The following is a 14,167-nucleotide window of genomic DNA, read 5'->3' as shown; positions in this document are numbered from 1 at the left end:
GCCGCAACACACACAAGAAACACCAGCTAAAGCTCCATGGGATCGATCGGAACAGTCACACCACAGGCGATGCAATTCGCCGAGCCCCTGCGCCTGCAAAGCGGCGCGCACATCGGCGACTACACGCTGATGTACGAAACCTATGGCACGCTCAACGCCGACAAGTCCAACGCGGTGCTGGTTTGCCACGCCCTCAACGCCTCGCACCACGTTGCCGGCACTTACGCAGACCAGCCGAAAAGCCTGGGCTGGTGGGACAACATGGTCGGTCCGGGCAAGCCGCTCGATACCAACCGCTTCTTCGTGATCGGCGTGAACAACCTCGGCTCCTGCTTCGGCTCGACCGGGCCGATGCACACCAATCCGGCCACCGGCAAGCCCTACGGCGCATCCTTCCCGCTGCTGACCGTGGAAGACTGGGTCAGCGCGCAGGCGCGCCTTGCCGACCGCCTCGGCATCGACTGCTTCGCGGCGGTGATGGGGGGCTCGCTGGGCGGCATGCAGGCGCTCTCGTGGAGCATCATGTTCCCGGACCGCCTGCGCCACTGCATCGTGATCGCCTCCACGCCCAAGCTGTCGGCCCAGAACATCGCCTTCAACGACGTCGCGCGCCAGGCCATCCTGACCGATCCCGACTACCACGGCGGCGACTTCTACGAGCACGGCGTGGTGCCGAAAAACGGCCTGAAAGTGGCGCGCATGGTCGGCCACATCACCTACCTGTCGAACGACGACATGGCCGAGAAATTCGGCCGCCGGCTGCGCAACGTGGCCGAATCCGACGAATACGGCTTCGACTTCGGTATCGACTTCGAGATCGAATCCTACCTGCGCTACCAGGGCGACAAGTTCTCGGAATACTTCGACGCCAACACCTATTTGTTGATCACCAAGGCGCTCGACTATTTCGACCCGGCGCGCCTGTACGACGGCAACCTGACCAAAGCCCTGGCGGGCACGAAAGCGCAATTCCTGGTCGCCTCGTTCAGCACCGACTGGCGCTTCTCGCCCGAGCGCAGCCGCGAGATCGTGGAAGCCCTGGTATCGAACCGGCGCCGCGTGAGCTATGCCGAGATCGACGCGCCGCACGGCCACGACGCCTTCCTGCTGGAAGACCCGCGCTATCTCGGGGTGGTGCGCGCCTACTACGACCGCATTGCCATGGAACTGGCCGGCGAGGTGGCCGCATGAATTTCGACGAACTGATCGCGCTGCGTCCCGACCTGGCCTTCATCGCCCACTGGGTGAACGACGGGGCCCATGTGCTCGACGTCGGCTGCGGCGACGGCGCCATGCTGCGCTACCTGGAACTGGGCAAGCGCTGCACCGGCTACGGCATCGAGATCGCCGACGACAAGGTGCTGGCCAGCACCAAGCGCGGCGTCAACGTGATCCAGCACGACATGGAGCAGGGCCTGGGCCTGTTCGGCGACAACGCCTTCGATACGGTGCTCTGCCTGTCCTCGCTGCAGATGATGCAGCACGTCGAGGCGCTGCTGCGCGACATCGTGCGCGTCGGCCAGGAAGCCATCGTCTCGTTCCCGAACTTCGCGCATTGGCCGCACCGGCTGGCCCTGCTGCGCGGGCGCATGCCGGTCTCGCGCACGCTGCCTTACCAGTGGTACGACACGCCCAACGTGCGCTGCGCAACGATCTACGATTTCCAGGCACTGGCGGAAGAATGCGGCCTGGAAGTGCTGGAATGCGTGGCGCTGGCGGACGGCAAGCCGGTCGATTTCCTGCCGAATTTGCGCGGCAGCCTGGCGGTGTTTCGCCTGCGCAAGAAGGTACGGGCGACTGCCTAGTGTTCATCCGGGCTCTTGTCGACTTATGTGCGGTAGCGGCTAGTCCGGCAATCGTGTATCCGTGATGATCGTGGTCATTGTGTATCCCTCACGTCTACTTTCTGCGAGGATAGGCTGCTAAGAACAGCCTGTCGGTGAACGAAATGAAAAAATTCAAGCAACTGGCCGTCTGCGTTTCCCTGTTTGCCGCAATCGGCGGCGTTGGCGCGCAAGACAAGACCGTGGTGCAGGACGGCATCAGCGTCACGCCGCTGTCGCGCAGCCGCGTGCTGATCCCGGAGGCCCAACTCAACGAAGCCGCGGCGCAGCAATACACCCAGATGATGGGGGAGGCGCAGCAGAAGGGCGCGCTGGTACCCGCTTCGCATCCGGAAGTGCGGCGCCTGCGCGCCATTGCCCAGCGCATCATCCCGCATGCGCCGCGCTGGAACCAGAACGCGAGCCAATGGAAGTGGCAGGTCAACCTGATCGATTCGAAAGATGTGAATGCCTTCTGCATGCCGGGCGGGCGCATCGGCTTCTTCTCGGGCATCCTCACCCAGCTCAAGCTGACCGATGATGAAGTGGCGGCCGTGATGGGCCATGAGATCGCCCATGCACTGCGCGAGCACAGCCGCGAAAAAATGGCCAAGCAGGGCATGACCTCGATGGGCGCGCGCGTCGGCGGCGCCCTCATCTCCGGCATCTTCGGGGTCGACCCGGGCATCACCGGCGCAGTGGCCAACCAGGCCGGCCAGCTGCTGGTGCTGAAATTCTCGCGCAACGAAGAGCGCGAGGCCGACCTGGTCGGGCTGGATATTTCATCGCGCGCCGGCTACGACCCGCGCGCCGGCATCACGCTGTGGCGCAAGATGGCGGCGCTGAGCAAGCGCGCGCCGATCGAGCTGCTGTCGACCCACCCGGGCGGCGAGACCCGCATCAAGGACATGGAAGAGCACATGAACGTGCTGTTGCCGCTGTATGCGCGCGCCAAGGGTACGACCGCGGCCAAGCTGCCGCCGTACCGGACCAACGTCAGTTTGCGGTAGTGAGTCTCAGTAGTGAGTCTCCAGTAGTGAGTCCTCATTAATGGGCGGTGCAAGGAAAGGGCGGCAGGCCGAAGCCAACGCCTACGTCCCGCTGCCGATCCGCGACGGCGTCTCGCCCAGCTACCTGTGGCTGACCGAAACGCAGGCGGGCGGCATGCTGCACTTCCTGGCCGGGCGCTTCCCCGACGTGCCGGAAGCCGCCTGGGCCCGGCGCCTGGCGCGCGGAGAGATCGTCGACGCGCAAGGCACTCCCTTGATGCCGGATAGCCCTGTACGGCAGGGCATGCGCGTCTGGTATTACCGCGAGCTGGAAACCCCCGAGACGCCGATCCCGTTCAGGGAACGGGTCCTGTTCCAGGACGAGCACCTGCTGGTGGCCGACAAGCCGCACTTCCTGCCGACCATCCCGACCGGGCGCTTCCTGCACGAGACGCTGCTGGTGCGCCTGAAGAAGCAGTTCGATTTGCCGCACCTGACGCCGATTCACCGGCTGGACCGCGAGACCGCGGGCGTGGTGATCTGCTCGCACAATCCCGCAACGCGCGGGGCCTACCAGTCGATGTTCCAGAAGCGGGTGGTGAACAAGGTGTACGAGGCGCTGGCGGGCCCGATCGAGGGCCGGGAATTCCCGTTCACCTACCGCAGCCGCATGCAGGATGGGGAGCAGTTCTTCGTCAGTACCGAAGTGCCGGGCGAGCCGAATTCGGAGACGCTGGTGGAGCTGGTCGAACGGCGGGGGGAGGTGGCGCATTACCGGCTGCATCCGCACACCGGACGCAAGCACCAGCTGCGCCTGCACCTGGCGGCGCTTGGCGCGCCGATCCTGAACGATGCCTTTTATCCGGTGGCGCTGCCCTGCAAGGGCGACGATTTCAGCGCGCCGCTGCAGCTGCTGGCGCGTACCGTCAGCTTCACCGATCCTTTGAATGGCCAGCCGCGCCGCTTCGACAGCAGCTTCCGGCTCGACTGGCCGGGCGCGTAACGCCCCGGCGCGCCGCTTGGTTGCCGCTTAAATAATCGTGATCGGCCAGTCCGGCACGCCGATCACGGCGGCGTTGCCGGCCATGTCTTCGACGGAGCCGTTATTGGCCTGCAGGCGCAGGAAACCGGTGAGCGAGATATTAAAGTTCAGCATATTCCCGTCGGTGATTTGCCAGCTGTTGCCCTGGCCACTGCTCTCGAACACCTCGTTGCCGAACAAACCGCCCAGCTCGAAACGACCGCTTGGAGAGAACCGGATCGCTTCGGTGAAGGTGAGGGCGAACTTGCGTCCAATCAGGCTGCCGTTCACATCGACCAGGGTCGGGGCGGCGGTGTCGATCGTCACTGCCAGCGGGTTGGAATCGGCTCCGGCATTGCCCGCGGCGTCGTACTGGCGCACGCGCACCTGGTGGACGCCATCGGCAAGCGCCTTGCCGGCTTCGATGGTGAAGCTCCAGTTGCCCAACGCGTCGGCGGTAGCGCAGCCGATCTCCGTCGCGCCCACGAGCAGGGCCACCTGGCCGTTGGCTGCCGCGCCGGATCCCGAGAAGGTCGGGGTCGTGACTTTTGTCAGGTTGTCGATCGCCGATGCCCCGCTGTCGCTGGCGGCCGCGAGGTCCAGGGTCAGCGCGGTCACGGGTGCGCTGATATCGACGACGAGGTTGAACAGGGCGGAATAGTCGCTGGCATTGCCGGCCACGTCGAACTGCTTGAGGCCGACGCTGTAGTTGCCGTCGACAAGCCCGCCTTCGCCGTCGCCGAGGGCAGTAATGGTCCAGTTGCCCAAGGCGTTCGTCATCGCGGTGCCGGCTGCGCGGTCGTTCAGGTACAGGCCGACGATCGTGTTGGCCATGGCGCCGGTGCCGGTGAAGGTCGGCGTGGTGTCGCTGGTGATGCCGTCGTTGTCCAGGATGCCGGTATCGCTGACGGCAGCCAGGACCGGCGCCGGCGGTGCGGTTTCTGGAGCCGTGCGGTCGATGGTGAAGGACAGGGGCGTTGATGCGGCGCTGCTGTTGCCGGCCTTGTCCAGTTGGAGCACGGTCACGGTGTGCACGCCTTCCTGCAGCGGCGCATCGACGGAGGCAGTCCAGTTGCCGTTCGCATCGCTGGTGCCGACGCCGGCCAGCGCCGCGCCGTTCATGATGTTAATGACGGCATTGGCTTCCGCCCCGGTGCCGGAGAGCACGGCGTAGTTCTCGCGCGTGATGCGGTCCGAGTTCGACACGCCCGTGTCGCTGGCGAGGAAGACGCCGGCCAGTGCCGCCGGTGCGCTCGCGTCGATCGTCAGCGCGATCAGGCCGGACGCGCTGCTGGCATTGCCGGCCTTGTCGACCTGGCGCACCGTGAGCTCGTGCAGGCCATCGGCCAGCGCGTGTTCCAGTGCGACCGTCGCTTCCCAATTGCCGCCGGCGTCGGCGTAGCCGGACCCGAGCAGGGTCGCGCCCTTGTAGATCTCGACCAGGGCATGGGCTTCGGCGCTGCCGGCCAGCGTCGGGGTGCGGTCGGAGGTAATGTTGTCGAGCAGGCTGCCGGAGTTGCTCGCATTTGCCAGCAGCGGCGCCGCAGGGGCCGCCGCGGCGGTGTCGATATCGATGCCGATGATGCCGTGGCCGAGATTGTCGTAGATGCCGCTGAAGACGATGTGGTCCGCTGCCAGCAGGTTGCCCGCGATGTCCTGGACCTTCCCGGCCAGCCCGGACGTATCGCTGATGGCCAAGCCGGCTTTATCGTCGCCGTTCGCAACCGTGTAGGTGAAGCTCATCTCGGTGCCGTTCACGGCGGCGAACTGCGCCTGCGCGCCGTTGCTCAGGCCCAGCGTCGGCACTGCGTCGCCCACCGTGCGCACCGCCTCGTCGAAACGGATGCGGAAGGTGAGGGTTTCGCCGGCGCGGTAGCTGCCGTCGCCATCGACGAAGACACGCACGGCGCTCGGGCCACCGACCGTGTGGAAGGCCATCTCGTAGCTTTGCAGCGGGTTGCCGGCGAGATCAAGCAGGTTCTCCGGCAGGCGCAGGCTGTAGCCGGTGTCGGCCTGCAGCTTGTGGTCGGCGGGCTTGATGGTCAGGGTGCGGCCATCTTCCGAGAAGTTGGCGGCGCTGAGGACAACCTTGATGACGGTGTCGTTGTCGCCGAACAGGTGCAGCACGTCGCCGTCGCCTTCCTGGTCTTGCCAGTAGACCGCTTCGTCGAAGGTGATGACGATGTCGGCGCCAACGGCCAGGTCGGTTGCGCCGTGCGGCGAGGTGGCGATCGATGGCGCGATGGTGTCGAGGGTGATGCGCTGGACCACCGCGGCGCTGCCGTGGCCATCGGCATTGACGATCCGGGCAACGATCGTGTTCTCGCCCTCGCCGAAGACGGGCGGCTCGCCGGTTTCATCGTTGGCGTCGTAGGTCCAGCTCCAGCCTTCGCCCGCCACCTCGAGGTGGACCAGCGCCGGGTCGACGCTGCGGCCGTTGATGGTCAGTTCGATGTGCTCGTCGGCGGCCAGGCTGCCGGCCAGGAAGCCCGACGCGGTCTGGGTGCGGTCATAGGTGATGCCGTCGTTGTCGAATGGGCCGGTATCGCTGACGCTGATGTGCGGCGTGAGCCAGGCGTCGACGATGGTGTCGACCGCGTACGGGCGCGAGGCCAGCATGCCGCTGCCGCGCAGGCCCCCCGTACTCGCAATCTGGCTCATGTCCAGGCGCAGCAGGTTGGATGCCGAATCGATGCTGTCGGCGGCGCCTATGGTAATGGTCCAGGTCAGGCCGTCGGCGCTGGCGCTCATGCCTTTGATGCGGGCATGCTCTGCGCTGACGGCGTCCTGGTTGAGTGCCGTCACCGCTTCCGAGAAGGTGACGGTGACGGTGAGGTCCTCGCCGGCCCGGAGGGTGCGGTCCTCGATGTCGATAGTCGCGCCCAGGGCCGGCGCCGGCGCCGCTTCCGGCGTGGTGAACACCACCTGGCCCGGCGCGCTGATGCCGGCGAAGGCGCGGCCGTCGCCAACCAGCGTGCCGCTGCCCATGAATACGTTGTAGGCTCTGCCCGCCGCCAGCCCGCTGGCGTCGAACTCGACGTGGGCGCCGTTGATCGACACCTGGCTGACCGGGATTTCGCGGGTGACTGTGGCGCCGACCACGCGCAGCTCGGGCTGGCCGGTGCTGCGGTTGATGACGGTCTGGACCGCGCCGTCGGTGACGAAGATCGATCCGCCGCCCTTGGACATCGTCGTCGAGAACGCCAGGTCGATATGGGTCTTGCCTGCGGTCGTGGTAAACGACTTGGTTAGCAGGGCCGGGGCGGCGGTAGTCGAGGTCATGAAGGATGCGATCTATATGTTGATTTTCCAGAAACAGAAAATTCTGACCGGAAAAGTTACCATACGGATAGTATCAATAAAAAGGCAAGCTATCTTGCATACGTCGCAAAATAGTGCCTTTAAGCATCACTTTATTGAGGGATCGCTCCCCGATGGGGGAGCCTGCTCCCGCCATCCTCAGCTCTACTATAAGCAATGCTGATATATACCTGCTCTTCTATTAGAGATGGTAATCAATGATCAAGGGGGCGTGGTCGCTGAAGCGTTCGTCCTTGTAGACCGACACCGCCTTGGCGCAGGCAGCGATACCCGGAGTGGCGATGTGGTAGTCGATGCGCCATCCGACGTTCTTGGCCCAGGACTGGCCGCGGTTGCTCCACCAGGTGTAGTCGGCCGCCTCGGGGGAGACCACGCGGTGCACGTCGACCAGGCCGACCTCGTCGAAGATGCGGCTCAGCCAGGCGCGCTCTTCCGGCAGGAAGCCCGAATTCTTCTGGTTGCTTTTCCAGTTCTTCAGGTCGATTTCCTTGTGCGCGATGTTCCAGTCGCCGCAGATCACGACCTCGCGGCCTTCGGCCTTGAGTTGCTCCAGGTGGGGCAGGAAGACTTCCATGAAACGGAATTTGGCCAGCTGGCGCTCGGGCGACGAGGAGCCCGACGGGCAGTAGACCGAGATGACCGTCAGGTTGCCGAAATCGCAGCGCGTGTAGCGGCCTTCGGCGTCGAACTCCATGCAGCCGAAGCCGATGCGCTTGTTGTCCGGCGCGGTGCGGCTATACACGCCGGTGCCCGAATAGCCCTTCTTCTCGGCATAGTGGAAATGACCGTGGTAGCCGTGCGGGGACAGCATCTCCTCGGTCATGTCGGCTTCCTGCGCCTTCAGTTCCTGGACGCAGATGAAGTCGGCCTCCTGCGAGGCGAGCCAGTTGAAAAAACCTTTTTTGTGCGCCGAACGGATGCCGTTCAGGTTCGCGGAGATGATGCGTGGCATGGATCTTTAATGAAAATGAAGGCCGCCTGCGGGGCGTGCTGGATGTGGTCGGAAGGTACTGAGCGCGACAGTGTAGCGCGTTTTGCCGCCGCCAGGAATGGCTTGCCGGCAGCATGTTCCAGGGGCGCGGCAGCGGGTTTGCCAGGCCGGATGGCGCCGGGTTTGCCATGCCCTTGCTGCAGGCAGGCGAGGGCGCGGTTTACAATATGCGCTTTCGGACATTCAGGAGAAGCACGTGAGCGATCTGCGCCAGGAGTTTATTGCATTTTCGGTCGAGGCCGAGGTATTGAGGTTCGGCGAATTCACGACCAAGGCGGGACGCCTGTCGCCCTATTTCTTCAACGCCGGCCTGTTCCACGACGGCGCCACCCTGGGCCAGCTGGCCCAGTTCTACGCCCAGACGCTGCTCGACTCCGGTGTCGAATTCGACATGCTGTTTGGCCCGGCCTACAAGGGCATCACGCTGGCCTCCGCGACGTCGGTGGCGCTGGCCGGCAAGGGCCGCAACACGTCGTTTGCCTACAACCGCAAGGAAGCCAAGGACCACGGCGAGGGTGGCACCATCGTCGGCGCAAAATTGGCCGGCAAGGTCGTGATCGTCGACGACGTGATTTCGGCCGGTACCTCGGTGCGCGAATCGGTCGACATGATCCGCGCCGCCGGCGCCGAACCGGTGGCAGTGCTGATCGCGCTCGACCGCATGGAGCGCTCCGGCAAGGACGGCGCGCTGTCCGCGCATTCGGCGGTGCAGCAGGTGGCGCAGGAATTCGGCATCCCGGTGATCTCGATCGCCAACCTCGACGACCTGTTCGGCTACCTGTCGGGCGCTACAGCCGATCCGCGCCTGTCCCAGCACAAGGAAGCCGTCGCCGCCTACCGCAGCCGCTACGGCGTTTAAACGCACCATCCCTCAGGCAATAGCCATAGGTGGATTAGGGTCAGAGTCGAATTATTGAGCAATTTTCCAGAATTGCTTTTAATTCGACTCTGACCCTATTTTATTTTTGGCGTATTGGCCGGCAGGCAATTGGGGTCAGAGTCGAATTACAGGAAACTTTCCGAAGTTGCCGAATAATTCGACTCTGACCCTCTTTGTTTCGGCACTGTCCCTGTTTATTTGCGCACGGCTTGTCGAATATGTGCCCCGCATACCTGAATTGTTGCCGTAGGAATATAATCGCCGGCGGTGTAATGACGATATTCCGTCGACACACAATTCATTGGTCGTCGAGCCAACAACACGAAGGGGTCACTCATGTTTTCAGCAATCAAGCGCATCGCGCCCATCTTTGTCCTGATCGGCGCCATGTCGCTGATGACCGGTTGCGCAGTCAACCGTGCCACCGCCAACTTGTCGCCGGGCACAGACCTGTCGAAAATGAAGACCGCCTACGTGGTCAAGCACGACAAGGACAAGAATGCGGTCAATGAACTCATCAAGACCAAGCTCGAGAGCCGCGGCTATTCCGTGACGACCGGCCCGGACGTGCCTGTGCCTGCGGGTACCGATGTCGCCGTCACCTATATCGATAAATGGATGTGGGACATCACCATGTACATGCTGGAACTGACCATCAATGTGCGCGACCCGAAAACGAATTTCCCTATCGCTACCGGCAATTCGCTCCATACCTCGCTGACGCGCAAGTCGCCGGAAGCCATGGTCGATGAAGTCGTGACGAATATCCTCGCAGCGCCAAAGAACTGATTTCCCTTTCTTAACTCACCTGAGACAATCACCATGAGCATCCAATCCGCTTTCCGCCGCATCGCCATCCTCCCGGCCGTATTCGTCGTGGCAACCCTGACCGGTTGCGCATCGCAAATGACCCACCAGGAAATGACCCCGGCCCCAGTACAGGCGGCGAAACAGCAGCCGCATACGGTCACCGTCACCAGCCCGACCATGACCACCAATGCCGGCATCGCTTCGCTGATCACGCCAGCCGAACTGCAGGCTGCGGTGAGCAATGCCGTGGCAGCATCCAAGGCCTTCACTGGCGTCCAGGCCAACGGCGGCGCCTACCAGCTGGGCGCGCAAGTGTTCAACGTGGATGCGCCGGCGATGGGCTTTTCGATGACCTCGAAGGTCGAAATGGGCTGGACCCTGAAGCGTGCCGATACCGGCGCCGTCGTGTGGCAGGAATCGGTCAAGACCGAGCACACCACCGGTGCGACCGAAGCGTTCGCAGGCGTCGAGCGCATGAAGATGTCGATCGGCGGCGCTATCCGCAAGAACATCGATATCGCCCTGCAGCGTATCGGCGCGCTATCGCTCTGATTCCCTGGCAGCTGTCGCCCGTGACAATGCTGGCGTAAAAAAACCGGAGCCGCGGCTCCGGTTTTTCATTGGCTGAACGGCTTAGCCGGCCAGCTTCTTCTTCAGCAGTTCGGTGACCTGGGCCGGATTGGCCTTGCCCTTCGAAGCCTTCATCGCTTGCCCGATCAGCGCATTGATGGCCGCTTCCTTGCCGGCGCGGTATTGCTCGACCGACTTGGCATTCGCCGCCAGCACCTCGTCGACGATGCCTTCCAGCGCACCGGTATCGGAAATCTGCTTCAGGCCCTTCTGGTCGATCACGGTGTCGGCCAGGTTCTCGTCAGGCGATCCGGCTTCCCACATCGCCGCGAACACTTCCTTGCCAGCCTTGTTCGAGATGGTGCCGTCGGCGATGCGCTTGAGCAGCAGCGCCAGCTGGGCGCTCGATACCGGCGATGCGTCGATTTCCACGCCCGCGCGGTTCAGGGTCGACGACACGTCGCCCATCAGCCAGTTGGCCGCTGCCTTGGCGTTTTCCTTGCCGGCAGCTAGCACCACGGCTTCGTAATAGGTCGCCATCGCTTTGGAAGAGGTCAGCACCAGGCTGTCGTATTCCGGCAGGCCGTAGTCGCCAGTGAAGCGCGCGCGCAGGGCGCCGGGCAGTTCGGGCATCTCGGCCCGGATGCGGTCGATCCAGTCCTGGCCAATCACCAGCGGCGGCAGGTCCGGGTCCGGGAAGTAGCGGTAGTCCTGCGCGTCTTCCTTGGTGCGCATCGAGCGGGTTTCCTTCTTGTCCGGATCCCACAGGCGGGTGGCCTGGATCACCCGGCCGCCGTCTTCGATCAGCTCGATCTGGCGCCGCACTTCGTAGTGGATCGCTTCTTCCATGAAGCGGAAGGAGTTCAGGTTCTTGATCTCGCAGCGGGTGCCGAATTCTTTCTGGCCGACCGGGCGCACCGAGACGTTGACGTCGCAGCGGAAGGAGCCTTCCTGCATATTGCCGTCGCAGACGCCGAGCCACATCACCAGCGAGTGCAGGGCCTTGGCATAGGCCACCGCTTCGTTCGCGCTGCGCATCTCGGGCTCGGACACGATCTCGAGCAGCGGCGTGCCGGCGCGATTCAGGTCGATGCCGCTCATGCCGGCATAGTCTTCGTGCAGGGACTTGCCGGCGTCTTCCTCGAGGTGGGCGCGGGTCAGGTTGACGGTTTTGGTTTCCAGCTTGCCGTCTTTTTCGTAGGCGAAGCTGACCGTGCCGCCCTGGACCACCGGATCTTCGAACTGGCTGATCTGGTAGCCCTTCGGCAGGTCGGGGTAGAAGTAGTTCTTGCGCGCGAAGACCGACTGCGGCGCGATTTTTGCGCCCACGGCCAGGCCGAAGCGGATCGCGCGTTCGACCGCGCCGCGGTTCAGCACCGGCAGCACGCCCGGCAGCGCCAGGTCGACCGGGCTGGCCTGGGTGTTCGGCTCGGCGCCGAAACGGATCGAGCTGCCGCTGAAGATTTTCGAGTTGGTCGTGAGCTGCACGTGGTTCTCAAGACCGATGACGACTTCCCATTGCATGATGTTCTCTTTTCTGTTCGCTCTGCTGCTTCGTGTTGCTGTTCTTCTGGGCAGGCACTGGTTGAACGCGTGGGCAGGAAGACCTGCCCACCCTACGGGTTCGTGGCGGAGCTTAGATGCCGTCCGGGGTGCGGGTATGCCAGTCCGTCACCTGCTGGTACTGGTGCGCGATGTTCAGCAGCTTCGCCTCATTGAAGTAGTTACCGATGATCTGCAGGCCGACCGGGCGCTTGGCGTTCTTCTCGCCCTGGCCGAAACCGACCGGGATCGACATGCCGGGCAAACCGGCCAGGCTGGTCGACAGCGTGAAGATGTCGGCCAGGTAGTTCGCCACCGGGTCGTTCGCTTTCGCGCCCAGGTCCCAGGCTACCGTCGGCGCCACCGGGCCCATGATCACGTCGCACTTGTCGGCGAAGGCGGCCTGGAAGTCGTCGGCGATCAAACGGCGGATCTTTTGCGCCTGCACGTAGTAGGCGTCGTAGTAGCCGTGGCACAGCACATAGGTGCCGACCATGATGCGGCGCTGTACCTCGCGCCCGAAGCCTTCGGCGCGGGTTTTGCGGTACATGTCTTGCAGATCCCTGTACTCGGCAGCGCGGTGGCCGTAGCGCACGCCGTCGAAGCGCGACAGGTTGCTTGATGCTTCGGCCGGGGCGATGATGTAATAGGTCGGGATCGACAGCGCGGTCTTCGGCAGCGAGATCTCGACCAGCGAGGCGCCCAGCTTCACGAATTCGTCCAGCGCGGCGCGCACGGCGCTTTCCACGTCCGACGCCAGGCCTTCGCCGAAGTATTCCTTCGGCACGCCGATGCGCAGGCCGTTCAACGGCTGGTTCAGGTCACGCGTGTAATCTTCCGCCACGTTGCCTTGCTCGACCGTCAGGCTGGTGGAGTCGCGCTCATCAAAAGCGATCATTTCGTTGAGCAGCAGGGCGCAGTCTTCGGCGGTCTGGGCGATCGGGCCGCCCTGGTCCAGCGACGAGGCAAACGCGATCATGCCGAAGCGCGACACGCGGCCATAGGTCGGCTTGATGCCGGTGACGCCGCAGAACGCGGCCGGCTGGCGGATCGAGCCGCCGGTGTCGGTCGCGGTGGCGGCTGGCGCCAGGCGCGCAGCGATCGCGGCGGCGGAGCCGCCCGAGGAGCCGCCCGGCACCGCCAGCGTGTCCCACGGGTTCTTCACCGCGCCGAAGGCCGAGTTTTCGTTGGCCGAGCCCATCGCGAATTCGTCCAGGTTGACCTTGCCCAGCGTGACCATGCCGGCTTGCGCGAAGCGGTCGACCACGGTGGCGTCGAAGGGGCTTTCATAATTGGCCAGCATCTTCGAACCGGCAGTCGTGCGCCAGCCCTTGGTCACGAAGATATCCTTGTGCGCGATCGGCACGCCGGTCAGCGGGCCGGCATTGCCGGCCGCCAGACGGACATCCGCTGCTGCGGCCTGCGCCAGCGAGCGCTCGTGGTCCACGTGCAGGAAGGCGTTGTACTGGTTGGCGTCGATGCGGCCCAGGTAGTGGCGCGTCAGTTCGGTCGCGGAGACCTGCTTCGAATGCAGGAGCGCGGACAGCTCTTTGATGGTCTTGTTATGCATGTGCGTGTCGGTTCAGGATTCGTGATTCGGTTACTCGATGACCTTCGGCACCAGGTACAAACCGTCCTGGGCTTTCGGCGCCGGCGCCTGGTAATCGTCGCGGCGGTTCTCTTCGGTCACGACGTCGTCGCGCAGGCGCAGCGGCAGCGCCAGGATGGCGGCCAGCGGCTGCGACAGCGGCGCAACACCGGTCGTGTCCACTGCCTGCATCTGCTCGGCCAGGGCGAAGATGCCGTTCAGCTCAAGCAGCGCGGTCTCCGCGTGGGCCTCGTCCATCTCGAGCTGGGCCAGGTTGGCGATGCGTTTTACGTCTGAAAGTGTCAGGGACATGGCTTGGGGGCGCGGCGCGGGCCGCACGCAAATGTGGTTGGGCGATTAATAAACCGGATTCGAATGGATAACGAATGAATAAGGGATAAACGGCGGATGTTGGCAAGCAGTCAGCGAACGGCATCCTACGGCCGATAAAACCTTGGTAACACCGTCGATCTTGCTCTGGAATTGGGGTGGAAAACCCCCCGTTTTCAGCGTTTAATCGACAAATTATAAGGTAGAATGGCGGGCTAATGCGCTATGAGGCCGAAAGCTGGCCCGCCGCAGGAAAGACCGCGCTGCTTCCGGGATGCATTCCGGGCAGGCGCGGCAAGGAC

At 63.9% G+C, this 14,167-nt stretch carries 12 protein-coding genes; 7 read left to right on the top strand and 5 right to left on the bottom strand.

Translation table 11 applies throughout. The features are described 5' to 3' along the window. Positions 1-36: 36 nt before the first annotated feature. From metX to HGB41_RS16900, 4 genes are all read left to right on the top strand, one after another. Positions 37-1,191, top strand: coding sequence for a homoserine O-succinyltransferase MetX (gene metX, locus HGB41_RS16915; RefSeq protein ID WP_171086565.1), 1,155 nt, complete (start codon positions 37-39; stop codon positions 1,189-1,191). Further along, positions 1,188-1,805: a methionine biosynthesis protein MetW gene (metW, locus tag HGB41_RS16910; RefSeq protein WP_171086563.1), complete on the top strand. Its 618-nt coding sequence runs from the start codon at positions 1,188-1,190 to the stop codon at positions 1,803-1,805. Before metX ends, metW begins: the two co-directional genes overlap by 4 nt. A 143-nt stretch (positions 1,806-1,948) precedes the next feature. Then, positions 1,949-2,833 (top strand): M48 family metallopeptidase, encoded by an 885-nt coding sequence (locus HGB41_RS16905; RefSeq protein WP_171086560.1) that lies wholly within the window; start codon positions 1,949-1,951, stop codon positions 2,831-2,833. 40 nt (positions 2,834-2,873) lie between these two features. Continuing rightward, a complete protein-coding gene (locus HGB41_RS16900) occupies positions 2,874-3,815 on the top strand; it encodes a pseudouridine synthase (RefSeq protein WP_171086558.1) in 942 nt (313 codons plus the stop codon). 27 nt (positions 3,816-3,842) lie between these two features. Here HGB41_RS16900 and HGB41_RS16895 read toward each other — a convergent pair whose 3' ends face one another. Both HGB41_RS16895 and HGB41_RS16890 read right to left on the bottom strand, forming a co-directional pair. Further along, positions 3,843-7,115, bottom strand: coding sequence for an Ig-like domain-containing protein (locus tag HGB41_RS16895; RefSeq protein WP_171086556.1), 3,273 nt, complete (start codon positions 7,113-7,115; stop codon positions 3,843-3,845). Between the two features lie 220 nt (positions 7,116-7,335). After that, the gene (locus HGB41_RS16890) at positions 7,336-8,106 is read right to left on the bottom strand and encodes an exodeoxyribonuclease III (RefSeq protein ID WP_171086555.1); all 771 of its coding nucleotides are present in this window, start codon (positions 8,104-8,106) and stop codon (positions 7,336-7,338) included. Between the two features lie 235 nt (positions 8,107-8,341). Here HGB41_RS16890 and pyrE point away from each other — a divergent pair, with 235 nt between their 5' ends. From pyrE to HGB41_RS16875, 3 genes are all read left to right on the top strand, one after another. Then, a complete protein-coding gene (gene pyrE, locus HGB41_RS16885) occupies positions 8,342-9,004 on the top strand; it encodes an orotate phosphoribosyltransferase (RefSeq protein ID WP_171086553.1) in 663 nt (220 codons plus the stop codon). 357 nt (positions 9,005-9,361) lie between these two features. Next, on the top strand, positions 9,362-9,814 hold the full coding sequence (locus HGB41_RS16880; RefSeq protein ID WP_212760996.1) for a hypothetical protein: 453 nt from the start codon (positions 9,362-9,364) through the stop codon (positions 9,812-9,814). 33 nt (positions 9,815-9,847) lie between these two features. Beyond that, positions 9,848-10,387, top strand: coding sequence for a hypothetical protein (locus HGB41_RS16875; RefSeq protein WP_171086551.1), 540 nt, complete (start codon positions 9,848-9,850; stop codon positions 10,385-10,387). Positions 10,388-10,468: 81 nt separating this feature from the next. Here the strand turns inward: HGB41_RS16875 and gatB are convergent, their stop codons facing one another. The 3 genes from gatB to gatC form a co-directional block, all read right to left on the bottom strand. Then, on the bottom strand, positions 10,469-11,929 hold the full coding sequence (gene gatB, locus HGB41_RS16870) for an Asp-tRNA(Asn)/Glu-tRNA(Gln) amidotransferase subunit GatB (RefSeq protein WP_171086549.1): 1,461 nt from the start codon (positions 11,927-11,929) through the stop codon (positions 10,469-10,471). A 112-nt stretch (positions 11,930-12,041) separates the two neighbouring features. Beyond that, positions 12,042-13,517: an Asp-tRNA(Asn)/Glu-tRNA(Gln) amidotransferase subunit GatA gene (gene gatA, locus HGB41_RS16865; protein ID WP_171086547.1), complete on the bottom strand. Its 1,476-nt coding sequence runs from the start codon at positions 13,515-13,517 to the stop codon at positions 12,042-12,044. A gap of 30 nt (positions 13,518-13,547) precedes the next feature. Further along, entirely contained in the window at positions 13,548-13,847 is a 300-nt protein-coding gene (gene gatC / locus HGB41_RS16860) for an Asp-tRNA(Asn)/Glu-tRNA(Gln) amidotransferase subunit GatC (protein WP_171086545.1), read from the bottom strand. Between the last annotated feature and the right edge of the window lie 320 nt (positions 13,848-14,167).

This window comes from Telluria aromaticivorans, assembly GCF_013003915.1.
Classification (GTDB): Bacteria; Pseudomonadota; Gammaproteobacteria; order Burkholderiales; family Burkholderiaceae_D; genus Telluria; species Telluria aromaticivorans.
The sequence above is the reverse complement of the archived record's forward strand: the minus strand, read 5'-3'. Positions and strand labels throughout refer to the sequence as shown.